This window comes from Nocardia sp. CA-084685 (assembly GCF_050955785.1).
Classification (GTDB): domain Bacteria; phylum Actinomycetota; class Actinomycetes; order Mycobacteriales; family Mycobacteriaceae; genus Nocardia.
The window spans coordinates 1,318,113-1,343,181 of record NZ_CP192094.1 but is presented as its reverse complement, the minus strand read 5'-3'; the positions used below and the strand labels follow the sequence as shown (position 1 = coordinate 1,343,181).

Here is a 25,069-nt window from a genome sequence, read left to right as displayed (position 1 = left end):
AGTTCAATCTAGTTAACTGACTGGTAGATACACAAGAGTGAACCCTCGAGTTCACTTGGCGCTAATATGCAGGGGTGACGGGTACAACGACGGAGCGCGGCCGCATCGATAAGCGGCAGGCGATCCTGGACGTCGCATTCACCGTCTTCGCGCGACGCGGCTACGACAAGGCGTGCGTGCAGGAGATCGCGGATGAGGCGGGCGTCGCCAAGCCGACGGTCTACAACCATCTCAATGACAAGCAGAGCCTCTTCCGACACGCCGTGCTGGCCGCCGCCGACGCCGTGGCCACCGAAACCCTCGCGATCGTCGACAGCCTGCGCGAGCCGGGCGAGGATCTGTCGGCCGCCCTCACCGCGACGGCACGCGCATTGCTCGCCGAATGCTCCAGCGAGCGCGCCCGTTCGCTACGCGCGCTGACCTATGCGCAGCTCACCGCCTTTCCGGACCTGGCCGACACCGTGCTGGAGCGCACCTCGCGGCGCATTGCCGAGGCGCTGGCCGATCGACTCGCGCGACTCGCTCTCTCGGGTCGGCTGCAGACCAAAGACCCGGCGCAGGCCGCCGAACAACTACTCGCGCTGCTCACCGCGCCACTGGAGGCGCGGTCCCGGCTCGGCACCCGCGAGGTGAGCGAGGCCGAGCAACGCGATATCGCCGATGCGGCGGTGCGGACGTTCCTGTCCGCTTACGGTTCCCGCTGATCCGGAACGCACCCGACTACGCGCGTGTGACAATCGCGAGGTCAGGGTCTTCAGCTTATTGGGATGGCGGACATGGATCTCTCGGATATCCGCGTTATCGATAGCCATATTCATCAATGGGACCCGTTCCGCACGCCGCGCGAATTCAGCCGGACGGCGAAGTTGCTCCGGATGCTGCCCATTCCGATCGATGGGGCCAAGCGGGTGGCGCCGCGCCGGGATCGGGAGTTCGTCGGAGATCCGACCGCCTATGCGAATCCGTATCTGCCCGCGAATTACCGCGCGGATGCTGACGGCGTGCCCGTCGAATCGATCGTGCATATCGAGGTCGGGTGGACCGGAAAAGGGACGCTGGCCAGGGCTGATGAGACGAAGTGGGTAGCCGGGCTGCCATTCGGCGGCGACAATCCTGCCCTCGGCGCAATCATCGGCAGCGCCGACCCGGCGGCACCGGATTTCGCGCTGCTGCTCGATGCCCATAGGGCCGCATCGACATTGCTGCGCGGCATTCGTGCGCATGTGGCACACCATCCGGATTCGGATGTCCGGCCCTATGCCTCGCACGAGGGCGCGCTCGCCACCAAAGAATTCCTCGACGGCTTCGCGGCACTGGCCGAGCGTGGGCTGTCTTTCGAGGCCTGGGTGTATTCACACGCGCTCCCCGATGTGACGGCGCTTGCCGAACGCTATCCCGAAGTCCCGATAGTGCTCGACCATCTCGCCACACCCGCAGGGATTTTCGGTCCGGTCGGCAAACGCACCGGAACGAATCCGAGTCTGCGCCGGGAACTATTCATCCGATGGCGCGACGATCTCACCGCACTCGCCGAAAAGCCCAATGTGGTTGCGAAGGTCAGCGGCCTGATGATGCCGATCCTCGGCCACCAGGTACCACCGCGTGGCACGCCGACACCGGTTCCGGTGCTGTTGGACCGGATCAGCCCGCTCATCACCCACGCCTACGATGTCTTCGGCGCGGACCGGCTGCTGTGGGGGTCCAATTTCCCAGTGGATAAACCGATTACGACTATCGCCGACAGCGCCGAGGTAATCGCCGCCGCGATCAACAACCACGGCGGCGGCCACGACGAGCTCGAAAAGATCTTCCGAACCAATGCCCAGCGGACCTACCGAATCGAATCCTGATGCGATGCGGCTCGAGCGGACGGCAAACGATCGGATAGCCATCACAAAGTACGCAGAGGCGCTCGACGGCGTCGAGTCCGGGCATTTCGACCCCGCCAACGACCGGATTCGCTGCACAGCGAGATCAGGCGACGAATGAATCCGCGATTTGGCGGGTCAGGACCGCGCGGGCGGTGGCCAGCGATGGACCGTACCAGGTGAGGCTGCGGCCTTCGACCAAGGCCACAGCCAGGCCCGGAAAGGCTTCGGGTCCATCGGATCTGGTGAATACGTATGGCTCGTCGGGAAGCAGGACCAGTTCGACATCGCGGGTCAGCTCGTCCGCGGAGACGTGCGGATAGCGCTCCCCCCGCTCGGCGTGCACGAGTCGCAGGCCGAGGTGCGCTGCCAGGTCCCCGGTGAAGGTGTTGTGGCCGACCACCATCCAGGGATTGCGCCAGATGGGGATGACTGAATTGCGCGGCGTCCCGGACGGCGGCACCGCCCAGGAAGTTTCGGCCTCGATGAGCCAGTCCGGCACCGACCCGTCCAGTGCTTCGGTGAAAAGTCGGCGCAGCGAGGCGAAACTCGCGTCCAGCGTTTCGATTCTGGTGACCCACACCGGGATGCCCGCGTCCCGCAGTCGCTCCACATCGATGCGGCGATTCTCTTCCTGATTGCACAGCACCAGATCCGGCGCGAGCTCGATGATCCGGCGCGCATTCGGATTCTTGGTGCCCCGAACCCGCTCGACGTCGAGGTCAGCGGGATGCGTGCACCAATCCGTCGCCGCGACAAGGACTTCGGGGCGACTGACCGCGACGGCCTCGGTCAGCGACGGAACCAGCGACACCACCCGACGCACCGGGCGGTCAATGCGGACGACCGCACCCAGATCGTCGATCATGACAGATCGTCCAGCGCCCTGGCCCGCACGGCCACCTCGATGCTGGCGGGACCATCGTCCGCGAGCACCGAATCGATGAGCAGGTCGAGTCGACCGCGCGGATCGAGGTCGGCGGCCTCGATCTCGCGCAGGCACCGCGTGGTACGCATCTCCTCGACGTGGGCGAGCAACGCGGATTTGTAGCCGGACATGTCAGCGATCCATGGCTTCGTAGAGTGCGCGGAGATCGCGCAGCCCGGCCGCGGCCGTCGGTTCGTCCTCGGCGATCATGCGCAGTGCCCGGCGTAGCAGGGTCGGATCCAGATCATCGATGGCGGGGCGGAATTCGAGCTTCGGGAGGTCGGGCAGTCGGGTGCGGTCGCCATAGGGATCGTCGGAAACCGTTGGCGCGGTGTCGCGTTCGATGCCGACGATGAGGGTGTCCAGATCGAGGCCGCGCAGGGTGAGGATTTCGCGAGGGCGCTCGTCCAGACGTTCGGCGAGCAGGTAGCAGACCGCGGCCACATGTTTGCACGGCCAACCGGGATCCGGGCAGGTGCAGGAGAAGTCGAGATCGGCGGCCGTTGTCGGGAGCAGATGCTCGCCGAGGCTCGTCGGCAGGGCGCCGGAGGCGATTTCGGCCAGTACGCCCGGCGTTGTCCGTATGGTCTCGATGAGCAGTTCCAGTTCCTCGTCGCGCAGCTGTCGGATGGCGAATACCGAGGTGAACGGGCGCGGCTGACTCCCTTGCACTTCCGCGGTGACCGCACCGGGTTCGATCCGATAGTTCACGACCTGTCCGGCCCTGGCATAGGTGCGCCCGCGCGCGAGTCGACCGGGTTCGGCCATCTGCTCGACCGCCTCGATCAGGGCCTTGCCCCACCAGGTACGTCCGAATCCGCCGCGGCGGCTGCGTGCTTCGACCCCGCCACGCACCGGTCGACGCTTGCCGTACTTGCTGTAGTCCTCGAAGGGACTCAATCGCCCACCGCCTCCGCGCCGAGGGCGAAGAGCCGATGCAGTTCGTCCGTACTCAATTCGGTGATCCAGTTCTCGCCCGCACCGATGGCCAGATCTGCGAGTTGGCGTTTGCCGCTGATCATTTCGTCGATCTTCTCCTCGATGGTGTCGACGCAGATCAGTTTGCGTACCTGCACATTGCGCTGCTGACCGATCCGGAAGGCTCGGTCGGTGGCCTGGTTCTCGACGGCCGGATTCCACCAACGATCCAGGTGCACAACATGGTTGGCGGCGGTGAGGTTCAAGCCGGTGCCACCGGCCTTCAGCGATAACAACATCAGCGGCGGACCAGCAGGTTCCTGGAATCGCTCGACCATGCTGTCGCGTTGCTTCTTCGGCACTCCACCGTGCAGAAACGGGATCGCCGTACCGAAGCGCTCGATCAAATAGGGCGCGATGAGCTCGCCGAATTCGCGGAACTGGGTGAACAGCAAAGCCTTCTCCCCATCCGCGAGCACCGCATCGAGCACGTCCTCCACCAGGGCGAGCTTGCCGGAGCGGTGGCTGCCGCGGTGCAGCACACCCGAGGCGTCACCGAGAAAATGCGCGGGATGGTTGCAGACTTGTTTTAGCCGGGTCAGCGCGCCCAATACCGCCCCCTTGCGCGCCATCCCCTTCGCATCCTTCAGCTTGGCCATCATGTCATCGACGACCGCCTGGTACAGCGCCGCCTGCTCCACGGTCAGGTTGGCGCGCACCGTCATCTCCAGTTTCTCCGGCAGATCACTGATGACGGCGGGATCGGTTTTCACCCGGCGCAGCACGAACGGCTGGGTGACGGTGCGCAGTCGACTGATGGCGTTCTCGTCTCGATCGCGTTCGATCGGCACGGCGAACCGGGCACGGAAAGTCTTCGCGCTACCGAGCACCTTCGGCATCGTGAAGTCCAGAAGCGAGCGCAATTCTTCGAGCCGGTTCTCCACCGGAGTTCCAGTGAGCGCCAACCGGTGTCGGGCAGGTAATGCCCGAGCCGCCTTCGCCTGTCGGGTTCCCGCGTTCTTGATGTGCTGCGCTTCGTCGAGCACCACCCGGTCCCACTGCTGTCGCGCCAATTCGGCAGCGTCCCTTGCCAAGAGCGAATAGGTGGTGATCACCAGATCCGCGTCCGCGACGGCCTCGTCCAGTTCCGCGCCGGACTTGCGCCCGACGCCGTGATGCACCATTACCCGCAGATCAGGGGCGAATCGCTGCGCCTCACGCTGCCAGTTGCCGACTACCGACATCGGGCTCACAAGTAGTGTCGGTGCGGTTGCATCGGTCCCCTGGCGCTCGTGCACGAGCAGGGCCAAGACCTGCACGGTCTTTCCCAGACCCATGTCATCGGCCAGGATTCCACCGATGCCGTAGCGGCTCATGGTGGCCAGCCACGCCAACCCGCGCTCCTGATACGGCCGCAACTGCGCCTTCAGGCCGACCGGCGCACTCACCGGTACGGGTTCGCGGGTCTGGTCCAAAAGGTCTGCGGCCCAGCCGGTTGCGCTGACCTCGGTAATCGGGACCTTCTCGACATGGCCGGTGACGAGTTCACCAACCAGATCGGCGAAGGTGATCTCGGTGTCGTCGAGATGGGCGGCGACATAGCGCGCGGCGGCAGCCAACATCTTGTGATCGGCCTGCACCCATTCGCCGCGCAGCTGCACCAGATCCGATTTCGAGCGGACCAACCGTTCCATCTCGGCCTTGGTCAGCACGGTATCGCCGAGCGCGAGTTCCCATCGGTAGGAGACGAGTCCGCGCATACCGACGGTGCTCTCGGCAGCGGGGACGGCGCTCTCCACACGTAGCCGCATGGTCGGAGCGCTGATATTCCACGCCCGCGGCAGCAACAGCCGCACACCTGCCGCCTGCAGCGCATGGGCGCCGTGTTCGACCAGATCCGCGACCACCTCGGTCGGCAACAGCAGGTCCATCGACTGCGGATCGCTCGGCAGATCGCGCAGGCGCGGATAGGCCCGCGCCGCCTCGCCCAGCTTCTCGATCGCGGTCCGCACCAGCACCGGATCACCGAGCAGCGGAACCGGATTCGGCGCTTCACCCGCGGCGCGCAGGCAGACCTGCAGTCGCCACAGCGCCACCGCGTCATCGGCATCGGGATCGGGATCGGCCGCACCGAGCGCGATATCGCCCTCCGGCTCCAGCAACCGCAGTACCAACTCGGGCTCGTCCCCGGTCAGACTCGCCCGCCAGCGTTCCAGCACCTGCGCCAGCTGATGGCTGCCGCCATCCAAGGCAACGTCATCGACGAGCGCGGCCACCAGTGGATGCGTCGAAGGCGACCGATCCAGCAGCTCCCGGACGATCGGGTCGGTGAGTTCGGCGACCATATCCTCGAGCAGCATCCCCGGCTTCCCCGCGACGCGCAGTGCGGGCGGCATCGCCACCGCCAACTCCGCCAGCCAGGCGCGCTGCCGCTCGCCGCCGACCAATCGCCAGCGCACCCACCACTGCCCGTCGTCGCGGCGCAGCTCGGGCACCACCCGCCCAGCCCGCACCCATCGCTCGACACCGTGCGCCACATGCGCGAGAAACCGCAGATCCCCCGAAACCGTATCGACCGGCAGCCGCTGGCGCAGCGCGACCGCGGCCGCCGCGGGCACCATGGCATGCGCCCTGACCTGCTCGGTCGCTCCCTGCGCTCCGCTGGCCAGCACCTCTGCCCGATGCCGGAACTTCGACGCCGCCAGCACCGCACCCAACGGTTCGGGTAGCGCGACCGGGGCCTCCTGCCAGAGCAGCAAGCCCGATCCCGGCGACCACAGACCGTGCAGCATCACCCCATCCAATCAGGCGGGTCCGACAGGCGCCGCGGCCATCCTCGCCCCGCTGCTCAGTCGAGTTCGTAATCGAACCAGATGTGGTGCACACCGTCGGTGTCAACGGTGAGACCACCGGTGCCGGTGATACCAGCCAGCGCGCCGGTGCCGCTGGTCGCCACGATGGTGAAGAACTCGGCAGTGCGGTCGGTGCCGAGTGTGGTCGCCGAATGCGCGAAGTTGAAGCTGCCCGCGCGATCGTGCAGTGCGCCCTCGAAGGACTCCATCGCGACATACGTCCCCGCACCCGTCGCCTGATCGAACGCGGAGGTGAACAGGGTCGCGGACCGTCCGGTGATCTCGCCCGCGAACTCCTTCTCGATCTGCGCGATGCCGACCGGCAGCGCGGTGATGACGGCCGGATCCGGCACGACATCGGTCGGGGTAAAGGAAGCGACGGAGAACGTGCCGATTGCTTTCATGCGCCGCAGCGTAATGACGGGTACCGACAACCTCTCATGAGTCTTGGCGGTAGGCGAGGACCTTGCGCACGACAAGACCGACGACCAGTGCCCAGAAGGCCGCACCGATGCCGAGGAACCCGACGCCGGACGCGGCGATCAGGAAGGTGACAACGCCCGCCTCGCGGTGCTGTTCGGATTTCAGGGCACCGGCGAGAGCGGCCGCGAGAGTCGCCAGCAGGGCCAGGCCCGCAACGGTTTCCAGCGTGCCCTTCGGCGCGGTGGCGATCAACGTGACCAGCGCCGCCGATCCCAGGGCCAGCATCAGATAGCAGACACCCGTGGTGAAGGCCGCGATCCAGCGGCGCTTCGGATCCGGGTGCGCGGCGGGCGCGGCCGAGAGCGCGGCACTGATCGCGGCCAGATTGATGGCGTGCCCACCTGCCGGTGCACCGAGGACGGTCCCGATGCCGGTGACGGACATCGCGGCGCGCCAAGGGATTTGGTAATCAAAGGACTTCATCACGGCGGTGCCCGGAATGTTCTGGGATGCCATGGTGACGATGTAGAGCGGAACGGCGATACCGATCATCGCCTGCCAAGTCCACTGCGGCACAGTCAGTTCGAGCGATGGCCGCATCGCCGCGAAGTCGAGATGCTTGTGCTGTAGCGCGATACTGAGCCCCGCCCCGATCGCCGCGGTCACGAAGGCCGCGATCACCGCCCAGCGCTTGGCGAATCGCTGCAGCACCAGCCACACCACGATCACCGGCACCACCACCGCCGGACTGGCCTGCACGGCCTTCACCGGCGCGAGACACAGCGGCAGCAGCACACCGGCGAGCATGGCCTGCGCGATCTCCACCGGGATCGCGGCAACGAGATTGCCGAGCCGCTGCCACAGTCCGGTGATCACGATCAGCACACCGGTGATCGCGAACGCCCCGACAGCCGCCGCCCAGCCACCGGCGACCGCGCCGGTGCTGGCGAGTAATGCCGCACCCGGTGTCGACCAGGCCAGTGTGATCGGCAATCGATACCGATAGCTGAGCAGCATCATCCCGACGGACTGGGTGAGGCAGAGCGCGAGCAGTCCCGACGCAGCCTGTGCCGAGGTGGCCCCGACCGCCGTCAAACCGCTCAGCACCACCGCGAATGAGCTGGTGAAGCCGACGAGTGCGGTGACTACCCCGGCCCCGACCGGCTGCGCGAGCCGCGCCTCGGGGTGGACCGATGTCGGGGTATCGGCGAGCGACAGGGAAAGCCTGGACATTTCTGGAATCCTCCCCGGTCATCAGTCCAGTTGTCAGAGCCAGTCGATGGAAACTGGACTGAATTGCGCGGCATCCGGCTAGGGTGAAGCGCTGAACCCGCGTCCGAATTCGAACGCGGAGGTGCCATGAGTACATGGCTACCGCACCGGGTACGCCCAATACTGGTGCGGCACATGACGTAGCACCCGCACCCAGGCATAGTGGCTCTTACCAGTATGGCCTGAATATTCGGAGAGGCGGAACAGAGCTTTGTTGAGCGCGGTACTGATCTCGGCGGACGAACTTCGGGAAGTATTGGCGGACAAGCGGGTTCATCTACTCGATGTGCGATGGGCGCTCGGTGATCCGGAGGGCCCGCAGCACTATCTGGACGGACATATTCCGGGCGCGGTCTTCGTCGATCTGGAGACCGAACTGGCCGCACCACCATCCCCCGAGCGCGGGCGGCACCCGCTGCCCGATCCCGCGCAGCTCGAGAAGTGCGCGCGCAGCTGGGGTCTGCGGACCGGCGATCCGGTGGTCGTCTATGACGCGACGGGCGGCATGGCGGCGGCAAGGGCGTGGTGGCTGCTGCGCTGGGCCGGGATCGCTGACGTGCGGATTCTCGACGGCGGCCTGCCCGCATGGACGAGTTCGGGTGGTGCGATCGCCGCCGGGGCGGAGGCCGATCCCGAACTCGGCGACATCGAGGTGAATCCGGGGCAGCTGCCCGTCGTCGATGCGGACGCGGTCGCCAAATGGGCCGGCGTCCTGCTCGACGCACGCGCGGGCGAGCGCTACCGCGGCGAGGTGGAGCCCGTCGATCCGCAGGCGGGCCACATCCCGGGCGCGATCAGCGCACCCACCGCGGAGAACCTCGACGCCGACGGCCGTTTCCACAGCGTGGACACCCTGCGAGACCGCTTCGCCGCATTCGGGTCCGGGCCGGTGGCGGTCTATTGCGGATCCGGTGTGACCGCAGCCCACCAGGTCGCCGCACTCGCCGCCGCGGGCATCGAAGCGGCCCTGTACCCGGGCTCGTGGTCGCAGTGGTCGAACGATCCGAAACGCCCGGTCGCCACCGGGGCGTAGACGCTACGGGCAGGAATGGGCGATGTCGTTGAGCACGGCCTTGTCAGCGGCGGTGACCGGTAGGTCGTACTGGACCGCGACCGTGAGGTATTTGCCCGCATAGAAGCAATGGTTCGCGCGAGCGGGCGGGTCGGACTGTCAGACCTGGGTGAGCGACATGGTCAGGAGAGGGCAGGGGCGGGAGACTGCGGCGGGGTGTGACTTCTATCAGGCAGGTGAGCTCGATTGGGGCAATCCGGCTGGCTATGGGGGTGGCGTCCGTTACGCCCCCCGATGACGTTCACTGCGGGCGACTTGTGCGGGGGACGTTGCAGGCACCAACGTCGATGATGGGGGCCAGCGTGACGATCGAATACTGTGTCGAACTCTTCACAGTTTGGTCTGCTGTGTAGCCATCTTGTCAAATATACGAATGCGGTCCTGGCTGGCTTCGTGGTCGGGACCGCATTCGGCACTGCCCGGGGTGATTCCCTAAGGTATTGAGAAGGCATAGGATTCGCGTCGCCGCTGACACCAGCGGCGGCGCGGGTTTACAAATGAGAGAGTATCTCCAGGCTCACAAAGCGGCATGGGCATGGGGTGGCTCGCTGATCGGTTCCACCACCATTTTGTCTGCGCTGGCGGCTGGCGGCGGCGATGAAGGTGCTGAGCGCTCAATTCTGTGAGGCGACAGGCGATTTCGAGGGCGAGGGATCCGCGGCGACGCCGTCGTGGGCGACCATGGCGTCTGCGCGGGCCAGGCTCGGACCCGCCGCGAGCAGGCCGACGATCGGCCACGGCGCGGGTTCGGCCTTGGTGCCCGAATCGGTGTCCATACCGAGCGCCTTCTCGGCATCGGAGTCCTTGACGCCGTAGCGGACACCGGTGTCGGCGATGTAGAACTTGCTGTCCTTGCGGAGACTGTCGATTTCGATGCCGGTGGTCTGCACGAACGCGCCCGTGCCCGGCGGAATGTAGACCGAATCGGCATTGGCACCGGAACCGTCCGCCTGGGCCAGCGGCACCAGTTTGGCCTTATCCGGAATCGGCAGTGCCACACCGGTCAACACCGACAGCTCGGCACGCTTGCCGCCGTCCTTGTTGTCCGCGGCGGCTAGCGGCTTCCACGACAGACAGCTGACCGGATCATCCTTGGCCTGGACGAGCGACGGAGCGGACTGCGGATAGTCACCGACCGGCAGCGCCTGCGAGATGTCCGCGTGGGTGCGCTCGATGTGTTCGATCCAGCTGCTGGTGGCCGTGGTCGGGTTGCTATTGCGGATGATTTCGGCGGTCACCCGAGAGATCGGCTGTAGACCGTCTTGCAGCACCACATAGTTCACGTCGGGCTCGGTGGGCACCTGCACCACGTCGCCGATGCGGTGGCCGCTGATCGAGTAGGCCACCGAGCCACCCGGGTCATTGATCGTCGGCCGCTTGATCGGCAGCACTTCGGGAATCGTATTGAGCAGGCCCTCGCCGATCGGCCGCGCGGTGGCTCCGGTGATCTTCAGTGCGTCGGTGACGGCGCGTTCTTTGAGGTCGATGCGGGCGCGCTTGCCGTCGTAGATCAGATAAGCCGAGTCCTTGCCCTGGACCAGCAGCGCCCGGTCTTTACCCATGACCGAGGCCTTCTCGCCCAGCGTGAGGCTTCCGGCGAGCACCGCGGTGGTGAGGTCCTTGCTGCCGTCGACCTTCACCTGGTCGCAGACGGTCCAGATCCGGCCCTTGCCGTCTTTGTCGAAGCGCAGCGAGGAGGGTGCGCCCGGAATGCCGATCAGCTGGCCGCGCGCCTTCTTGCCGATCTCGGATTCCTTGACGATGACGGCCTTGTCCGGCGATCCCGCGGCCAGCCGGGCCGATGCGAGGTTCAGCGTCGGATGCACCACATCGTTGATCACCACGTAGACGGCGCCGGATTCCTTGCCGATCAGGATCTTGTTGCTGCCGATCTTGTCCTGCGGGCGCAGCAGTGCGAGCACGCCGCAACCGGCCAGCACCACGATCGCCATGATCAATCCCGATGCGTAGGCACGGGACTGGGATCGCATCGGATCGTGCAGCATGCGCACGTCCCGGCGCACCAGCGCGTGTTCCATCCGCCGGACCAGAAAGCGGTAACCGCTCACCTGCCAGCGGGTAGTGGGTTTTGAAGGCATGTTTCCCTCCCCGAACAATGCTCGCGTTCGCCGAACACAGTACAGTTCCCTGCAAGCAGCCTCCATCTGGGGAGCCTCCACACTTCGAGGGGATTGACAGTGCGACGAGGCGGTGGAATGGCTGATCGCTGCCACGCGACCCTTGTTCAGTTGGTCGTCGAGGGCGGATCGAGGTTGGTTTGGTGTTCGTCAATTCGATTGCGGCACTTGGGCTCCGCCAGGCAGGGTCGTGCCCTGCGGTGAGGTGTAGCCGACCTGCGCTTTGTAGTATCGCTCGCTGAGGCCGTAGGCGATGTCGACGGTGGCCCGTGTGGGCCGGGGGCCCGCGACCGGGGCTCCGACGACGAATTGCGACAGCATCGGATCGAGATCACCCTCACGTCGGACGAAACTCGCGCGGTCAATTTGGAAATCGCCTCGAATGCCCTTGAGTTCACATACGAAGAACCCGCCCGCGACATCACCGCGCACATGACACTGCCGCCTCTTCCGCCCTTCGAGCGATCCACCGCGTCCAATTTCTGGGAAGTAATGCTTCCACCACCTGGTCGATGGGCACGCCGGGCTAACGCGCCGGACTGGCGGCTCCAACGCTGGACCACCACCAGCTAGCCCCGCACAGGGATCTCGCCGACAAGGCCACCGGCCTTCAGCGGTGCTGTCTGAAATGGGACGATTGGATCATGACCGATCCATGGGAGCGCGCGCTCGACGAAGCAGCCCGGGATCCGCAGGCGTTTCTCAGCAGCCTGATCTTCACCGACGAACCACTGGCACCGGAAGAAGTCCCGCCGCCGATCGCGAAAGACAACGCCGAGCGGCTACTGCGCGAAGCTGAGCAATGGCGGCTACGCAACCAGCACCAGCCCGGCGAACAGTGAACGGCACCGAGCGATCCGGCACCGTCGCGCCCGCTACTGTGTGACGCCGTTGCACGTCGCCGGATTCCAGAGCCCGAGCTGGTTGTCTCGCGCATGCCGTTCAGCTGCGCGGAACTCACGTTGATACTGGTAAGGGGTCTGATAGGTGTATGCGTGGCCGAAGCCCTGAGCGATCTGGTCGAGATTGAACAGCGCCCCGTCCACCCAGACGTACGCCAGGAGCCGGCCGTATTTATCGGTGCTGTCCTGCGACGAATCCGGCTTCACCAGCACCTGTTTCCCGGTCAGCACCTGCTTGGCATGGTTCGACGCCTCCACGCCGAAACACTGCGCCGCCTTGTGCGGATCCCAGGTCTCAGGAGTGTCCAAACCCACCATCCGGACCTTCACCTGCTTGCCGTCCTTCTGGATCGACACCGTGTCGCCGTCGACCACCCGCGACACCGGAAACGGACCCTCGGCATCAGCCGGAACGGGAATCGGGCTCGGCGCCGCGGCCGCCGGTGACGCCGACCCGACCCCCGGCGCCTGACCACAGCCCGCAGTCAGCGGAACCACCACCACGGCGCAGACCACCGCCACCCCGTGACTCACGTCCCTCACCCCACGAAGTCCCGCAAACCGCTGCACTACCAGGGAAATCATGCCGCCCCTCCCTGAACAGTGCAGATAATGCGGGTATCGCAGCCGTCGTGCCCGCCGGGACCGTCGTGGTCAGCGGTCCACGACTGTCCGAATACGCACCGCTGCCCTTCCTTGCATCCGCGCTCATAACCGCCGGGATGTCCCCACGCCGCAACGACCCGCACGGCGGCGAGCAACTGTTCGAGCTGGACCCGGGTAGGACTGAGTGCACCCGCCCTGTGGGGTGCGGCCTGTCCACCACCCACCTCGGCGCACCCGGGCAGCGCGGTCAGGGCCCCCGCGATCAGAGCAGGCAGCCATCGTCGGATGTCGGCACGCACGGAACCAGATGTACCCGTATGCACCGACATTCGTAGAACTCAGCCGGAGCGCCTCGGAGCCGGTCAGGGCTCAAAGCCAAGCGCGAGCCAGCAGATCATCATTGGCGACTTCACTGGCCCGGGGTGGGAATCTGGTGGCCACGATGGACTCGGTGTGCGCGCCGTCGTGTCCGATCAGCCACGAACCACCGCGTTCCTCACACTCCGCGATTTTCGCGAAGGTGGTGAGCAGGAACGTGACAGCGTCACGCGGGTCCAGTGTTCGGGCCAGGCGCTGTGATTCACCGGGGCGCGACAGGTCCAGCCAGACGCCGGACTGTCCGTCCAGCCGCATGCCGACGATCTTGTCGGCATTGACAAAGGTGAATTTGCGCCGTTCCCACGGCGTAGTCGGCGTGAAGCTCTGCTCTAGCACCTGGAGCAGAATCGTCATGCTTTGCCCTCCGCTTCCGTTGACGCCCAACTGCGGTTCTCATGCGATGACCAGCGGATATACCAGTATGTTCCGAAAGTGGTGCCAAGGGGTAGTAACGGCTCCATCTCGGCGAGTTCAGGGAGCTTCCCGCGCGGCGATGAGTTCGGTGACCGCGTGGCGTCTATATCTGCAAACGCAACCCGATCAGGGAGGAACCTCATGAATGCTCTGCCGCCCGTCGTCGATGCCGACACCTGGCAGCACCAACTCGATGAGCTGCGCATCCGGGAGAAGGCAGCGACCCGAGAACTCGATGCCATCGCCGCGCAGCGACGCCGCCTGCCGATGGTCGAAATGCCCGAATACACCCTGGAGGGCGAGCAGGGGCCGGTCCGGCTGGCCGATGTCTTCGACGGTAAGCCACAGCTGATCGTTTACAACCACATGTGGTTCCCCGGCGAGAAGTGGCAGTGCGGTGGCTGCACCGGGTTCACCTCGCAGTTCACCCGGTTGGAGTTCCTGGACAATTACGATGCCCGGTTCGTCATCGTCACCCAGGGGCCAATCGACGAGGCCCTCGAATACAAGCGACGGGTCGGGAACACAATGGCCTGGTATTCCACGGCGAATAGCTCGTTCGGCAGCGACGTCGGCGCGCCGCCCGGCGGCGGATTCGCGGTGAATGTCTTCCTGCGCGACGCCGACAAGGTCTATCGCACCTGGCACACCAACGGCCGTGGCACCGAGCAGCTCAGTCACACTTTCGCGCTGATCGACGTGTTGCCCTACGGTCGGCAGGAGCAGTGGCAGGACTCGCCCGATGGTTGGCCACAGTCGCCGACCTACAGCCGATGGAGCGGTTCCGAAGACATCGCGGCCCACTACGGCGACCCGGGAGCGTGATTACATCCGGCTCAATAGGGTGAGCGGGTCCTCGAGCAATCCCGCGACAGTCGCGAGGAAGCGCGATGCCAATTCACCGTCGATCATCCGATGGTCGAAGCTGATGCCGATGGTGGTGACCCAGCGGATGGCCAGTTCGTCTCGAAATACCCACGGACGCTTGCGAATCGAGCCGAGACACAGGATCGCCGCCTCACCCGGATTGACCAGCGGAACACCGGCATCGACACCGAAGACACCGACATTGGTGATGGTGAGGGTGCCGCCGCGCAGGTCGGTCGGGGTGGCGCGGCCCGAACGCGCCGTTTCGGCGAGCCAGCTGATCTCCCGGCACAGCTCGCGCAGGCTCGAGGCCTGGGCTTCCTTGAGATTGGGCACGAGCAGGCCGCGTTCGGTGGCGACCGCGATGCCGAGATTCACATAGTGCTTGGTGACGATCTCCTGATTCGCCTCGTCCCAGAATGCGTTGATGCCGGGATACTCCGCGAGCGCGACTAGTGCGGATTTGGCGACAAGGGCCAGGGGTGTCAAGGTCAGCCCCTCGAAGGATTTGGTCGTGCGCAGGTGGTCGAGCAGTTCCATCGATGCGGTGAAGTCGATGGTGACAAAGGTGCTGGCCTGCGGGATGGTGCGCGCGCTCGCGACCATGGCGGCCGCGGTGCGTTTACGGATGCCGCTGATCGGCGTGCGTTCCTCGCGGGATACGGGGCGGGGGACGCCCGCGTTCGGATCGGTGACCGATGGCGTCACCGGTGTGGTCGGGCCATCGGTGTTGGTCGGCACGGAGCGCGGCTGCGATACCGGGACCGCGCTGCGGACATCTTCGACCGTCACCGCACCGTCGGGGCCCGAACCAGCGACGTACCAGAGGTCGATGCCGAGTTCCTTGGCCAGTTTGCGCGCCCCAGGTGTCGCCGCGGCCCGACTCATTCCCGACTCGACCAGCGCAGCTGTCGAACTCGGTGCACTGGATTCGGCAGCGTTTCCGCGCCGCCGGGACACCGTCTCACCTTCGGGCCCGTAGCCGACCAGCACCGCGGTCCGCCCGTTCGCCGCCTCCGGTGCGACCGCCAGATCATTGCGCACCCGGATCAGCGGCGTCCCCACCGCGACCGTCTCACCGGGCTGAGCGAGCAATTCGATCACCGTGCCCGAGAACGGCGACGGCAGCGATACCACCGCCTTGGCCGTCTCCACATCGGCGATCGTCTGATTCAGCTGCACGGTGTCGCCGACGCCCACCGACCACGACACCAATTCCGCATCGGCCAGTCCCTCGCCGAGATCGGGTAGCCGGAATTCCAGGATATTGCCCTGATCTTCCTCGGGGGCACGATCTACCACTTGGGCACCTCTCATGAGTCAGGCGGCGAGTGAGCGATCGACCGCCGCGAGAATGCGGTCCGGATCGGGCAGGTGGTGCTTTTCGAGCTTAGCCGGAGGGTAGGGGATGTCGAAGCCACCGACGCGCAGCACTGGCGCCTCCAGGTAGTAGAAACAGCGTTCGGTGATCCGCGCGGCGATCTCGGCGCCGAGGCCGCCGAAAACCGGCGCTTCGTGCGTCACGATCAGCCTGCCGGTCTTGGATACCGAGGCCTCGATGGTGTCGAAATCGATCGGCGACAAACTGCGCAGATCGACCACCTCGAGCGAATGTCCTTCCTCGGCCGCGATTTTCGCGGCGGTCATGGCGGAGGCCACGGTGCCGCCGTAGGCGACGACGGTGGCATCGGTACCGCTGACGCAGATGCGGGCCTGATCCAGCGGCATGGCCTCGGCGTCGAAATCCACCTCGGCCTTATCCCAGTAGCGTCGCTTGGGTTCGAAGAAGATCACCGGATCATCGAGCGCGATGGCCTGGCGGATCATGAAATATGCGTCAACGGGGTTGCTCGGCGTCACGACGCGCAGTCCCGCGGTATGGGCGAAATACGCTTCCGGTGATTCCGAGTGGTGTTCCACCGAACCGATTCCGCCGCCGAAAGGAATGCGAATCGTGATGGGCACGACCACCTTTCCCTGCGTCCGGTAGTGGATCTTGGCGACGTGCGAGACGATCTGATCGAAGGCCGGATAGACGAAGCCGTCGAATTGAATTTCGCAGACCGGCCGGTAGCCGCGCAGCGCCATGCCGAATGCCGTTCCGACAATGCCGGATTCGGCCAGCGGAGTATCGATGACGCGGTTGTTCCCGAAATCCTTTTGCAGGGTATCGGTTACCCGGAATACGCCGCCGAGGCGACCGATATCCTCGCCCATCAGTACGACTTTCGGATCGTCGTCCATGGCCCGCCGCAGCCCGGCGTTGAGCGCTGCGGCGAAGGTCGTGATCATCTGGGGACTCCTTCCGGTCGCGCGGTGGTCTCGCCGGGATCACCGGCCAGATACTCCGCGTATTCGTTCCGCTCCTGGGTGATCAGCGGATGCGGGGTGGCATAGACGTGATCGAACAGCTGTGTCGGCGCCGGATCCGGCATATCGATGGTCGCGCTACGGATCTGTTGCGCGACTTCATCGGCACGCGCATCGACGTGGCGTTCGAATGCCTTGTCCCACAGCGACTCTCGTTCCAGCAGCTTGCGCAGCCTGGCGATCGGATCGCGGCGCGCCCACTCCTCGGTTTCGGCGGCGGAGCGGTAGCGCGTCGGATCGTCGGCGGTGGTGTGCGGACCCATCCGATAGGTGAGCGCCTCGATGAACGACGGTCCACCGCCGGTGCGGGCGCGCGTGGCGGCCTGCCTGGTGACCGCGAGGACGGCGAGCACATCATTGCCGTCGACCTGGAGTCCAGGAATTCCGTATCCGTAGGCGCGACGCGCGATCGGAGTCGCACTCTGGATCCGGACGGGGGAACTGATCGCCCAGTGGTTGTTCTGGCAGAAGAATACGACCGGTGCGCCCCAGGTCGCGGCGAAGCCCAATGCCTCGGCGAGATCGCCCTGACTCGAGGCGCCGTCACCGAAGTAGGCGATGGTCGCGATCTCAGCGCCGTCGAGGTGGGCGGCGTAGGCGTAACCGGTCGCATGCAGGCCTTGCGAGCCGACGATGATATTCGGGTTGGTCATATTGACCGCGTCGGGATCCCAGCAGGAGTGCGCCACACCGCGCCACATCCGGGTGAGTTCGGTGGTACGGACGCCGCGGCAGTAGGCGACGGCGTGCTCGCGGTAGCTGCAGAAGACGTAGTCGTCGGGGCGCAGCGCGTAGGCCGAGCCGACTTGCGCGGCCTCTTGCCCGATCATCGGCGCCCACAGCCCGAGCTGGCCCTGCCGTTGCAGGGCGGTTGCCTCGGTGTCGATCCGGCGGGTCACGACCAGGTCTGTGTACATCGCGCGCAGCTGCGCAGCTCCGATGTCGGCGACCAGGGCGGCGTGTTCCCGGTCGAATACGCGGCGGCCGTCGGGTTGCACTAATTGAACCGGATAGTCGGTTTTGTTCGTCATTCGGGATCGCCTCCTGACCACGAGCACAGGGCGGGTGTGCCCTATATCACATAGCATCCACGACTAGGCGAAGTGCGCAAGTGACCGACGTGCGGGTAAGCAGAATGCCCAAATATGACCCGACAAAGGATGTCATACTGCGTTGTATGACCAGTAGAGAACCCGCCGACGTGACCTTGGACGCCACCGACGCGCGGCTATTGCTCGAGCTGGTCGCCAACCCACGCGCGACCGGTGTCGAGCTGGCGACCCGGCTCGGGTTGTCCCGCAATACCGTCCAGGCGCGGTTGGCGCGCTGGGAGGCGAACGGTGTGCTCGCCAGCTTCGAACGGCGAGTGCAACCGCAGGCACTGGGCTACCCGCTGGCGGCTTTCGTCGCCGTCGTCGTCGATCAACATCGATTGGATTCGGTGGTCGCCGAACTCGCCCGGGTCCCTGAGGTGACCGAAGTGTGCGGCATGACCGGGCTGACCGATCTCACCGTACGAGTGGTGGCGAAAGATGCGGACGATCTGTACCGGATCGCCGGACAGATATTGAAAATTCCCGGCGTCGAACGCACCAATATGGCATTGGTGATGCAGCAATTCGTCGGACCGCGCACGGCACCGCTGCTGAATCGACTGGCCGGATCCGCCGACCGCTCGCTACGGCCGTGAACTGGCGGAGCGGTCGGCGAGTTCCCCGACCACGGTGAAGGACTTACAGCAGGGTCAGGAATTCGGTGGCTGTCATTCCGGCCTGCCGGAGGATCGAGGCGAGCGTGTCGCGCTTGACCGTGCCATGCAGCGGGACGACCACGGTCCTGCCGTCTTCGCACCGATAGACCGCATGACTACCTGCCGTACGGACGTGTTCGAACCCGACTGATTCCAAGACGCACCGGAAGGTCCGACAGCGCCGGGCTCACGCCGCCGTGCCGGGAATCTGGAACGAAGTCACCAATGGAGTCGCGGTTAGTTGGGGCTCGGGCGCCTCGGCCAGATAGAGGGCGACCGCTTCGCGGAGATTGGTCAGAGCCTCCTCGATCGTCTGGCCCTGACTGGCTACATCGACCTCGAGGCACTGCGCGACGTACCAGTGTTCTTCCTGGTGCACCGCAGCCGTCAATACTCGCTGATCAGCCATGGAGACAATGTCCCACAATGTCTTCGGCCTGCCGCAGGTTCGATCGGCGACCAGCGTGGTGGCGGCGATTCGGAGCCGTCACCGACGAAACTAATATGCTTTCGTCAGCGCAAGTGTCGCTCGCGTTCCTCGATCGCGTCTTTGGCCTCCCGCAGGCCGTGGCCCGTCAGAGTGCGATACAGCTTGATGGCGTGGATCTTCTTGCCCTGCCGAATGAGTTCGTCGATTTCGTCATAGGGCATCGCCGGGTCCTGGCTGGGGAGGCCGAGGTGCTTGATGATCATGTCGAGCTTTCGTTCGAGCTGATCGATCCGGCGCTCGAGCCTGTTGTTGTCGAACATCTTTCGAACTTACCGACATCATCCGGTTGGACTACGCAAGGCATCCGTGACAAGCCGCAGCAGGCGGTCCGGTTGCTCCGTATCGGTGCCGTGCCGCGCCGCGAGGGCTATGCCCGCGACCAGTTGGATCACATCGTCGATGCCTACCTCCGCGCGGATGCCGCCATCCTGTTGCGCCCTGGTGAGCAGAGTGGCACCCGCCTGGCGAATGGCCAGCTGACAATCGAAACCCAGGTCGATCGGTCCAGCCAGGACGGCGCCGCCCAAGCCGTGGTCGGTACGGGCATGCACGAGTAGGGCGCGCAGCCACTCGATGAGTGCCGTGCTCGGCTCCCCCGCCTGCAGCTCTTCGGCTCGACCGCAGAGCGTTTCGATCCGGTCGCTCAGCACGGCGGCCTGCAGTGCTTGCCGGTTGGGGAAGTGCCGGTAGAGGGTGCCCGCGCCGACGCCCGCGCGGCGGGCGATGTCATTGAGTGAGGCCTCCGGGCCCTCCTCGGCGAATGCCGCTGTCGCCGCCTCGAGTACGCGTTCATAGTTCCGCTGAGCATCGACCCGCATACACATCCCTTGTTAACCGGAGAGGTTCTCCGCTATCGTACCGCCAGGTAATCGGAGAACCTCTCCGTTTTAGTGTTGGGAGCGCGATGATGGTGAAGCACCAACTCGGCGGCGTCGGCATCTGGACCTTCGCATTCGACGGACAACCGGTCGATCGGGTGCGCGCGGCGGCCGCCGAGATCGAGGAATTGGGGTACGGCGCACTATGGTTCGGTGAGGCGTTCGGACGCGATACGGTCGGGCAGGCGTGGCTATTGCTCGGGGCGACCGAGCGGCTGGTGGTCGCCGCGGGCATTGCCAATGCGGCACTGCGTGATCCGATGGCCATGGCCACCGCCGAGCGCGCGCTCGGCGAGGCGTTCCCGGGTCGCTATCTGCTCGGACTCGGCGGTCAGCGAGTCGGTGGTCGATCCGTCGAGGCCGGGGGCTACATGATTCCTTCCGGCGGCAAGCCGCTGGCGCTGATGCGCGGCTATCTCGATGCGATGGATGCTGTTCCGCAGTACGGCCCGCGGCCGGACCCGGCGCCACGTCGGGTACTCGCCGCACTCGGACCCAAAATGTTGGCATTGGCCGCCGAGCGGACCTGGGGTGCGCATCCCTATCACGCGCCGGTCGAGCACACCGCCGAGGCGCGGCGGATCATGGGGCCGGAGGCATTTCTCGGAGTCGAGCAGGTCGTCGTCCTCGATGCCGATCGGGCGCGCGCCCGCGAGGTGGCCACGGCGCATGTCGGGGGCTATCTCGAATCCGCGCCGCATCAGGTGGCCAATGTGCGCCGCTTCGGTTTCGGTGACGAAGATATCGCGGGTGGCCCGAGTTCACGGCTGGTGGATTCGGTTGTGGCATACGGGGATATCGAGATGATCGGCGAGCGCGTTCGGCAGCATTTGGATGCCGGTGCCGATCATGTTTGTCTACAGGTACTCACCGCTGATCCGGCTGCGCTGCCGCTGCCACAATGGCGTGAGCTTGCCGCGCTTGCCCGGGATTCGTCATTCGCATCAGCCGCTATCCGGTGACTTGCGGTGGGGCGACCGCACCCGCGTAGCGACAGCAGATCAGGACGGCGATGAGGGGGACGAACAGTGCGGCGGTGAGTGGGACCAGCGCGGTCAGCCAGCCGATGATGGAGGGTCCGGCGAGCAGGCCGAGGTAACCGAGGCTGAACACCCGCGACATATCGGTAGCCGCGGTGGTCGATCCGAGATTGCCTGCGGCGGTGAAGATTTGAGGTATGCCGCCGGAGAGGCCGAGGCCGCACATCGCCCAGCCGAGCAATGTCAGTGGCACCCAACCCGAAGCCATGATCAGGACCAATCCGAATGCGGCGATCAATGTGCCATAGCGGACGACGGCGACGCGGCCGAAGGCGCCCGCAACACGGTCGGCGGCGAATCGGCCCACGGTCATGGTGCAGGAGAATGCGCCGAATGCCAATGCGGCGGTGGCATCGTCGACATCGAGGTGGTCGCGGACCTGCAGCGCGCTCCAATCGGCGGCGACACCCTCGGTAAGCAGTAGGGCGAACGCGATTGCGGCCAGCGCCAAGACTTTTCGGGAGCGATTCGGTGTGGTCGCCGACCGCACTGTCGCGGCATCGTACGTGGCGTCAACGCGCGGGTTCTGTGGAACGTTGTCCGCGCTTTCCGGAATGTGGTCGTGCAGGACGTTCTCGCGGAGTGCGTCCGAATTCGCTTCTCGCGCCGAAACTCCGGTGTCCCGCAACAGACGAGGCACCAGCACGGCGGTAATCGCCAAACCCGCCAGAGCGGCGAGCGACAAGCTGAGACGCACATCCCATCCAGCGCCCTGAGCGACCGCACCCAATAACGAGCCGAGAAACCCACCACCGGAGAACAATGCGTGGAACGCCGACATGATCGGTCGCTGATAAGCCCGCTCGACATGCACCGCTTGGGTATTCATCGAAACGTCGAGCGCGCCATTGCCGAAACCGAAGCAGGCCAAGGCGATCGCCAGGCTGACCGGTCCGCTCGCGAGTCCCGGACCGAGCACGGATATCGAGGTGATCGCGGCTGCTGCCGCCACCACGGTCCGGCTGCCGAATCGGTCGGCGAGCGGGCCCGCGATGCGCATGCCGACAATGCCCGCACCGGCCAGCATGAGGATGAACATGCCGAGCGTAGAATGCGCGATACCGGTGCGGTCGGTAATGGCCGGGATGTGCACCACCCACATGGCCAGTAGGAAACCGTTCAACGCGAACACCACGAATACCGCGGCGCGTGCTATCCGGGTCTGCGGATCGATCGTCGTGGTCGCCACCAATTCGACGGTACCGCGTCCGAGGCGATCGCGTGGCCGCGCGGGGAGCCGGTCCGGGACATCGTCGGCCGAGGGTCCGGCTCCGCGGATCTCGCCATTGAGATCGGCTTCCGCGCGGTGGTCCTGACTCTTACAACCACCTATTCGCTCGGGTTGTTCCAAATCCCGGTCGCCGCCGTCTCGTCGGCGTAATCCCGGAAGTCTTTGGGATCTCGGCCCAGAGCCCGCTGCACGCCGTCCGCGGTCTTGGAGTTCCTGCCGTCCAGTACCGTGCCGAACAGGTAGTCGAGCAGGCTGACCACATCGGCGGGAAGCTGGTACTCGGTCAGTGTCGCAACGAAATCCGTGCGGGAGATCGGAATGAACGCGACGTCGCGTCCGGTCGCCGAGGCGATCTCCGCGACGGCCTCGGCGAAGGTCAGCGACCTCGGCCCGGTCAGTTCGTAGAGCTCGCCGCTGTGCCCGTCCTCGGTCAACGCCGCCACCGCGACATCGGCGATATCGTCGGCGTGCACGAACGGTTCCGGCACATCGCCATTGGGCAGCGCCACCTCGCCCGCGAGCACATACTCCAGGAATGCGCCTTCACTGAAGTTCTGCGCGAAGAAGCTGCAGCGCACGATGGTCCAATCCAGGCCCGAGCCCTGCACGAGCTGCTCACACGCCACGGCCTCCGGTTCACCGCGACCGGACAGCAGCACGAGTTTGCGCACACCGTTGACCTTGGCCGCATTGGTGAACGCCCGGATGACCTCGGGCGCACCCGGCACCGCCAGATCCGGCTGGAAGGCGATGTACACCGCGTCCACGCCGAACAGCGCCGGTGTCCAGGTGCTGCGGTCGGCCCAGTCGAAGGGGAGCTCGGCCGCGCGGGAACCGATCCGAACCAGATGACCGGCCTGTCGGAGCCGGGTCGCAACGCGGCTGCCGGTCTTGCCCGTACCGCCGGTGACGAGGATAAGACGCTGGTGGGAGGTGCTGTTTGTCATGGTTCCAGTACATCGGCGCGGACTGCGACGAAACATAGTTCAGCGACTCGTGATCATGCGTCAGCGTCTACTGTTGGTGGGGTGGATGCGCTCGCCAGCCTGCTCGAAGGTCCACGCGCCCGAGGTGCGTTCGTCATGTGTTCCCTGCTCGATCCGCCGTGGTCGCTGCGCATTCAGGACCGGGCGCCGTTGACGGTGGTATCGATGATCCGCGGCACGGCCTGGATCATGACCGATGCGGCGGGCAGCAAGCCGCGGCAAGTGAACGCGGGCGATGTCGCGATCTTCCGCGGACCCGACCCGTATACGGTCGCCGACGATCCGGCCACCGCACCGCAGATCTTCATCGATCCGGGCAATGTCACCAAGACCGCTGATGGTGAAATCCTCTGTGAGACATTGAGTCTCGGCGTGCGTCAATGGGGTACCGATGCGAACGGCGCCACCCTGATGGTGACCGGAACCTATGAGTCCGCGGGTGCGGCGAGTCAGCGGTTGTTGCGTGCCCTGCCGCCCGTGATCATCTTGCAGCGTGGCGATTTCGACACCCGACTGCTCGACATCCTGGTCGACGAGGCCACCAAGGACGAGCCCGCCCAGAGCGTGGTCCTGGACCGGCTGCTCGATATGGTGCTGATCGCGGCCCTGCGCGCCTGGTTCGCCCGCAATGATGCGCCCGCCTGGTACCACGCCTACAGCGATCCGCTGGTCGGCAAGGCGCTGCGGCTGCTGCAGCACAATCCGGCGCACGGCTGGACGGTCGCCAGCCTGGCGGAGGCGGTCGGAGTTTCGCGGGCCGCGCTGGCCCGCCGGTTCACCGATCTGGTCGGTGAACCGCCGATGGCGTTCCTCACCGAATGGCGCCTGGCCCTGGCCGCCGATCTGCTGCAGGAATCCGATGCCACCATCGAATCCATTGCCCGCCAAGTCGGCTACGGCAGCGCGTTCGCACTGAGCGCGGCATTCAAACGCCACTTCGGCGTGAGTCCGCGCGACCACCGGCAGGGCAGCACCCCGACTGAGCTATCGTCGGCCGGGTGACGCAGCAGTATCCGGTCCTCTGGCCGATGCCGACCCGCTGGGCCGATAACGACCACTACGGCCACGTGAACAACGTGACGTACTACTCGTACTTCGACACCGCGGTCAATGCCTGGCTCATGCACGCCACCGGTACGGATATCCGCGACCTGCCCGCCCTCGGCGTGGTCGCCCAAACCTCCTGCCAGTACCACGGCTCCCTGAGCTTCCCCGACCAACTCCAGGTAGGCCTGCGCATTTCCCGCCTCGGCCGCTCCAGCATCACCTACGACCTGGCCATCTTCCGCGAATCCGGCGACGCCCTGGAACTGGCCGCCACCGGCACCTTCGTCCACGTCTACGTGGACAACGAAACCCGCAAACCGGTAGAGATCCCGGAAGTAATCCGCACCGCCGCCAGCGCTTTGGTCACTGACTGAACGTGGCGGATGTTCTCAACGCGGAAGATTTTGTGGAACAACTTTTTCCACTGCAAATCAGCTTGAATAGGGAAGCCCGCCTACGCCTCGCAGCTAGACGGGCTTTCCTGGTGGGGCGCAGCAACTCGAGCACACCCCATAGCTGATCTACGGGCGATCGAATTCGCCATCGTTCACACCAGCGGTAAAGGCATCCACACGCCGGGGCTGAAAACCAACGCCGGACCGGTGGGGCTGGCCGAAGCGGGTGATCCGAACGAGCTGG

At 65.6% G+C, this 25,069-nt stretch carries 29 protein-coding genes and 1 pseudogene; 9 read left to right on the top strand and 21 right to left on the bottom strand.

Annotation, left to right across the window (positions count from 1 at the left end; all coding sequences use genetic code 11):
- The first annotated feature begins 74 nt into the window (after nucleotides 1–74).
- Nucleotides 75–704, top strand: a complete 630-nt coding sequence (locus tag ACQP2U_RS05895) for a TetR/AcrR family transcriptional regulator (RefSeq protein WP_433713746.1) — start codon at nucleotides 75–77, stop codon at nucleotides 702–704.
- A 63-nt stretch (nucleotides 705–767) separates the two neighbouring features.
- Complete coding sequence (locus tag ACQP2U_RS05890) at nucleotides 768–1,850, top strand: amidohydrolase family protein (RefSeq protein ID WP_433713745.1); 1,083 nt, start codon at nucleotides 768–770, stop codon at nucleotides 1,848–1,850.
- Nucleotides 1,851–1,974: 124 nt separating this feature from the next.
- On the opposite strand, the gene ACQP2U_RS05885 is transcribed toward ACQP2U_RS05890, so the two are convergent.
- Genes ACQP2U_RS05885 through ACQP2U_RS05860 form a run of 6 tightly spaced genes read right to left on the bottom strand, consistent with a single transcriptional unit; the run spans nucleotide 1,975 to nucleotide 8,222 of the window.
- Entirely contained in the window at nucleotides 1,975–2,736 is a 762-nt protein-coding gene (locus ACQP2U_RS05885) for a helical backbone metal receptor (protein WP_433713744.1), read from the bottom strand.
- On the bottom strand, nucleotides 2,733–2,927 hold the full coding sequence (locus ACQP2U_RS05880) for a hypothetical protein (protein WP_433713743.1): 195 nt from the start codon (nucleotides 2,925–2,927) through the stop codon (nucleotides 2,733–2,735). The genes ACQP2U_RS05885 and ACQP2U_RS05880 overlap by 4 nt, the downstream gene beginning before the upstream one ends.
- A gap of 1 nt (nucleotide 2,928) precedes the next feature.
- Complete coding sequence (locus ACQP2U_RS05875; protein ID WP_433713742.1) at nucleotides 2,929–3,696, bottom strand: SWIM zinc finger family protein; 768 nt, start codon at nucleotides 3,694–3,696, stop codon at nucleotides 2,929–2,931.
- Complete coding sequence (locus ACQP2U_RS05870; RefSeq protein ID WP_433713741.1) at nucleotides 3,693–6,506, bottom strand: DEAD/DEAH box helicase; 2,814 nt, start codon at nucleotides 6,504–6,506, stop codon at nucleotides 3,693–3,695. The genes ACQP2U_RS05875 and ACQP2U_RS05870 overlap by 4 nt, the downstream gene beginning before the upstream one ends.
- 56 nt (nucleotides 6,507–6,562) lie before the next feature.
- The gene (locus ACQP2U_RS05865) at nucleotides 6,563–6,970 is read right to left on the bottom strand and encodes a DUF3224 domain-containing protein (RefSeq protein ID WP_433713740.1); all 408 of its coding nucleotides are present in this window, start codon (nucleotides 6,968–6,970) and stop codon (nucleotides 6,563–6,565) included.
- Nucleotides 6,971–7,004: 34 nt separating this feature from the next.
- Complete coding sequence (locus ACQP2U_RS05860; RefSeq protein ID WP_433713739.1) at nucleotides 7,005–8,222, bottom strand: benzoate/H(+) symporter BenE family transporter; 1,218 nt, start codon at nucleotides 8,220–8,222, stop codon at nucleotides 7,005–7,007.
- A 265-nt stretch (nucleotides 8,223–8,487) separates the two neighbouring features.
- Here ACQP2U_RS05860 and ACQP2U_RS05855 point away from each other — a divergent pair, with 265 nt between their 5' ends.
- Entirely contained in the window at nucleotides 8,488–9,294 is an 807-nt protein-coding gene (locus ACQP2U_RS05855) for a sulfurtransferase (RefSeq protein ID WP_433716378.1), read from the top strand.
- Between the two features lie 3 nt (nucleotides 9,295–9,297).
- Here ACQP2U_RS05855 and ACQP2U_RS05850 read toward each other — a convergent pair.
- The 3 genes and pseudogenes from ACQP2U_RS05850 to ACQP2U_RS05840 form a co-directional block, all read right to left on the bottom strand.
- Nucleotides 9,298–9,423, bottom strand: a pseudogene (locus tag ACQP2U_RS05850) (deoxyribonuclease); the annotation flags it as partial.
- Between the two features lie 524 nt (nucleotides 9,424–9,947).
- Entirely contained in the window at nucleotides 9,948–11,432 is a 1,485-nt protein-coding gene (eccB, locus tag ACQP2U_RS05845; protein ID WP_433713738.1) for a type VII secretion protein EccB, read from the bottom strand.
- 189 nt (nucleotides 11,433–11,621) lie between these two features.
- On the bottom strand, nucleotides 11,622–11,903 hold the full coding sequence (locus ACQP2U_RS05840; protein WP_433713737.1) for a hypothetical protein: 282 nt from the start codon (nucleotides 11,901–11,903) through the stop codon (nucleotides 11,622–11,624).
- A 212-nt stretch (nucleotides 11,904–12,115) separates the two neighbouring features.
- Here ACQP2U_RS05840 and ACQP2U_RS05835 point away from each other — a divergent pair, with 212 nt between their 5' ends.
- The gene (locus ACQP2U_RS05835; RefSeq protein WP_433713736.1) at nucleotides 12,116–12,313 is read left to right on the top strand and encodes a hypothetical protein; all 198 of its coding nucleotides are present in this window, start codon (nucleotides 12,116–12,118) and stop codon (nucleotides 12,311–12,313) included.
- 33 nt (nucleotides 12,314–12,346) lie between these two features.
- On the opposite strand, the gene ACQP2U_RS05830 is transcribed toward ACQP2U_RS05835, so the two are convergent.
- The 3 genes from ACQP2U_RS05830 to ACQP2U_RS05820 form a co-directional block, all read right to left on the bottom strand.
- Nucleotides 12,347–12,877, bottom strand: a complete 531-nt coding sequence (locus ACQP2U_RS05830) for a thermonuclease family protein (protein WP_433713735.1) — start codon at nucleotides 12,875–12,877, stop codon at nucleotides 12,347–12,349.
- 77 nt (nucleotides 12,878–12,954) lie between these two features.
- A complete protein-coding gene (locus ACQP2U_RS05825; protein WP_433713734.1) occupies nucleotides 12,955–13,278 on the bottom strand; it encodes a hypothetical protein in 324 nt (107 codons plus the stop codon).
- Between the two features lie 70 nt (nucleotides 13,279–13,348).
- Nucleotides 13,349–13,711: a hypothetical protein gene (locus ACQP2U_RS05820; RefSeq protein WP_062982690.1), complete on the bottom strand. Its 363-nt coding sequence runs from the start codon at nucleotides 13,709–13,711 to the stop codon at nucleotides 13,349–13,351.
- 201 nt (nucleotides 13,712–13,912) lie between these two features.
- Here ACQP2U_RS05820 and ACQP2U_RS05815 point away from each other — a divergent pair, with 201 nt between their 5' ends.
- A complete protein-coding gene (locus ACQP2U_RS05815) occupies nucleotides 13,913–14,596 on the top strand; it encodes a DUF899 domain-containing protein (protein WP_433713733.1) in 684 nt (227 codons plus the stop codon).
- Here ACQP2U_RS05815 and ACQP2U_RS05810 read toward each other — a convergent pair whose 3' ends face one another.
- Genes ACQP2U_RS05810 through pdhA form a run of 3 tightly spaced genes read right to left on the bottom strand, consistent with a single transcriptional unit; the run spans nucleotide 14,597 to nucleotide 18,039 of the window.
- On the bottom strand, nucleotides 14,597–15,955 hold the full coding sequence (locus ACQP2U_RS05810) for a dihydrolipoamide acetyltransferase family protein (protein WP_433713732.1): 1,359 nt from the start codon (nucleotides 15,953–15,955) through the stop codon (nucleotides 14,597–14,599). It abuts the gene before it with no gap.
- A gap of 3 nt (nucleotides 15,956–15,958) precedes the next feature.
- Nucleotides 15,959–16,930 (bottom strand): alpha-ketoacid dehydrogenase subunit beta, encoded by a 972-nt coding sequence (locus ACQP2U_RS05805; protein WP_433713731.1) that lies wholly within the window; start codon nucleotides 16,928–16,930, stop codon nucleotides 15,959–15,961.
- Nucleotides 16,927–18,039 (bottom strand): pyruvate dehydrogenase (acetyl-transferring) E1 component subunit alpha, encoded by a 1,113-nt coding sequence (gene pdhA, locus ACQP2U_RS05800; protein WP_433713730.1) that lies wholly within the window; start codon nucleotides 18,037–18,039, stop codon nucleotides 16,927–16,929. The genes ACQP2U_RS05805 and pdhA overlap by 4 nt, the downstream gene beginning before the upstream one ends.
- Nucleotides 18,040–18,185: 146 nt before the next feature.
- Between pdhA and ACQP2U_RS05795 the strand changes: the two genes are divergently transcribed.
- Complete coding sequence (locus tag ACQP2U_RS05795) at nucleotides 18,186–18,698, top strand: Lrp/AsnC family transcriptional regulator (RefSeq protein ID WP_433713729.1); 513 nt, start codon at nucleotides 18,186–18,188, stop codon at nucleotides 18,696–18,698.
- Between the two features lie 43 nt (nucleotides 18,699–18,741).
- On the opposite strand, the gene ACQP2U_RS05790 is transcribed toward ACQP2U_RS05795, so the two are convergent.
- From ACQP2U_RS05790 to ACQP2U_RS05775, 4 genes are all read right to left on the bottom strand, one after another.
- The gene (locus ACQP2U_RS05790; protein WP_433713728.1) at nucleotides 18,742–18,915 is read right to left on the bottom strand and encodes a type II toxin-antitoxin system HicA family toxin; all 174 of its coding nucleotides are present in this window, start codon (nucleotides 18,913–18,915) and stop codon (nucleotides 18,742–18,744) included.
- A 30-nt stretch (nucleotides 18,916–18,945) separates the two neighbouring features.
- Complete coding sequence (locus tag ACQP2U_RS05785) at nucleotides 18,946–19,167, bottom strand: type II toxin-antitoxin system HicB family antitoxin (protein ID WP_433713727.1); 222 nt, start codon at nucleotides 19,165–19,167, stop codon at nucleotides 18,946–18,948.
- Between the two features lie 104 nt (nucleotides 19,168–19,271).
- Complete coding sequence (locus ACQP2U_RS05780) at nucleotides 19,272–19,508, bottom strand: ribosomal protein L7/L12 (RefSeq protein ID WP_433713726.1); 237 nt, start codon at nucleotides 19,506–19,508, stop codon at nucleotides 19,272–19,274.
- Between the two features lie 18 nt (nucleotides 19,509–19,526).
- The gene (locus ACQP2U_RS05775) at nucleotides 19,527–20,066 is read right to left on the bottom strand and encodes a TetR/AcrR family transcriptional regulator (protein WP_433713725.1); all 540 of its coding nucleotides are present in this window, start codon (nucleotides 20,064–20,066) and stop codon (nucleotides 19,527–19,529) included.
- 86 nt (nucleotides 20,067–20,152) lie between these two features.
- Here ACQP2U_RS05775 and ACQP2U_RS05770 point away from each other — a divergent pair, with 86 nt between their 5' ends.
- Nucleotides 20,153–21,088: a TIGR03620 family F420-dependent LLM class oxidoreductase gene (locus ACQP2U_RS05770; protein ID WP_433713724.1), complete on the top strand. Its 936-nt coding sequence runs from the start codon at nucleotides 20,153–20,155 to the stop codon at nucleotides 21,086–21,088.
- Here the strand turns inward: ACQP2U_RS05770 and ACQP2U_RS05765 are convergent.
- Nucleotides 21,078–22,355: an MFS transporter gene (locus ACQP2U_RS05765; protein WP_433713723.1), complete on the bottom strand. Its 1,278-nt coding sequence runs from the start codon at nucleotides 22,353–22,355 to the stop codon at nucleotides 21,078–21,080. The two genes, ACQP2U_RS05770 and ACQP2U_RS05765, sit on opposite strands and share 11 nt — an antisense overlap.
- Before the next feature lie 140 nt (nucleotides 22,356–22,495).
- Entirely contained in the window at nucleotides 22,496–23,344 is an 849-nt protein-coding gene (locus ACQP2U_RS05760; protein ID WP_433713722.1) for an NAD(P)H-binding protein, read from the bottom strand.
- A gap of 81 nt (nucleotides 23,345–23,425) precedes the next feature.
- Between ACQP2U_RS05760 and ACQP2U_RS05755 the strand changes: the two genes are divergently transcribed.
- A complete protein-coding gene (locus tag ACQP2U_RS05755; RefSeq protein ID WP_433713721.1) occupies nucleotides 23,426–24,385 on the top strand; it encodes an AraC family transcriptional regulator in 960 nt (319 codons plus the stop codon).
- A gap of 26 nt (nucleotides 24,386–24,411) precedes the next feature.
- Nucleotides 24,412–24,804, top strand: coding sequence for an acyl-CoA thioesterase (locus tag ACQP2U_RS05750; protein WP_364355345.1), 393 nt, complete (start codon nucleotides 24,412–24,414; stop codon nucleotides 24,802–24,804).
- Nucleotides 24,805–25,069 lie beyond the last annotated feature (265 nt).

Excerpts from the sequence above, each read along its gene's own strand:
- ACQP2U_RS05890 (WP_433713745.1), top strand. The coding sequence starts at position 768 with ATGGCGGACATGGATCTCTCGGATATCCGCGTTATCGATAGCCATATT.
- ACQP2U_RS05885 (WP_433713744.1), bottom strand. The coding sequence starts at position 2,736 with ATGATCGACGATCTGGGTGCGGTCGTCCGCATTGACCGCCCGGTGCGT.
- ACQP2U_RS05880 (WP_433713743.1), bottom strand. The coding sequence starts at position 2,927 with ATGTCCGGCTACAAATCCGCGTTGCTCGCCCACGTCGAGGAGATGCGT.
- ACQP2U_RS05870 (WP_433713741.1), bottom strand. The coding sequence starts at position 6,506 with ATGCTGCACGGTCTGTGGTCGCCGGGATCGGGCTTGCTGCTCTGGCAG.
- ACQP2U_RS05865 (WP_433713740.1), bottom strand. The coding sequence starts at position 6,970 with ATGAAAGCAATCGGCACGTTCTCCGTCGCTTCCTTTACCCCGACCGAT.
- ACQP2U_RS05860 (WP_433713739.1), bottom strand. The coding sequence starts at position 8,222 with ATGTCCAGGCTTTCCCTGTCGCTCGCCGATACCCCGACATCGGTCCAC.
- eccB (WP_433713738.1), bottom strand. The coding sequence starts at position 11,432 with ATGCCTTCAAAACCCACTACCCGCTGGCAGGTGAGCGGTTACCGCTTT.
- ACQP2U_RS05835 (WP_433713736.1), top strand. The coding sequence starts at position 12,116 with ATGACCGATCCATGGGAGCGCGCGCTCGACGAAGCAGCCCGGGATCCG.
- ACQP2U_RS05820 (WP_062982690.1), bottom strand. The coding sequence starts at position 13,711 with ATGACGATTCTGCTCCAGGTGCTAGAGCAGAGCTTCACGCCGACTACG.
- ACQP2U_RS05815 (WP_433713733.1), top strand. The coding sequence starts at position 13,913 with ATGAATGCTCTGCCGCCCGTCGTCGATGCCGACACCTGGCAGCACCAA.
- ACQP2U_RS05810 (WP_433713732.1), bottom strand. The coding sequence starts at position 15,955 with ATGAGAGGTGCCCAAGTGGTAGATCGTGCCCCCGAGGAAGATCAGGGC.
- ACQP2U_RS05805 (WP_433713731.1), bottom strand. The coding sequence starts at position 16,930 with ATGATCACGACCTTCGCCGCAGCGCTCAACGCCGGGCTGCGGCGGGCC.
- pdhA (WP_433713730.1), bottom strand. The coding sequence starts at position 18,039 with ATGACGAACAAAACCGACTATCCGGTTCAATTAGTGCAACCCGACGGC.
- ACQP2U_RS05795 (WP_433713729.1), top strand. The coding sequence starts at position 18,186 with ATGACCAGTAGAGAACCCGCCGACGTGACCTTGGACGCCACCGACGCG.
- ACQP2U_RS05785 (WP_433713727.1), bottom strand. The coding sequence starts at position 19,167 with ATGGCTGATCAGCGAGTATTGACGGCTGCGGTGCACCAGGAAGAACAC.
- ACQP2U_RS05780 (WP_433713726.1), bottom strand. The coding sequence starts at position 19,508 with ATGTTCGACAACAACAGGCTCGAGCGCCGGATCGATCAGCTCGAACGA.
- ACQP2U_RS05775 (WP_433713725.1), bottom strand. The coding sequence starts at position 20,066 with ATGCGGGTCGATGCTCAGCGGAACTATGAACGCGTACTCGAGGCGGCG.
- ACQP2U_RS05770 (WP_433713724.1), top strand. The coding sequence starts at position 20,153 with ATGATGGTGAAGCACCAACTCGGCGGCGTCGGCATCTGGACCTTCGCA.
- ACQP2U_RS05760 (WP_433713722.1), bottom strand. The coding sequence starts at position 23,344 with ATGACAAACAGCACCTCCCACCAGCGTCTTATCCTCGTCACCGGCGGT.
- ACQP2U_RS05750 (WP_364355345.1), top strand. The coding sequence starts at position 24,412 with ATGCCGACCCGCTGGGCCGATAACGACCACTACGGCCACGTGAACAAC.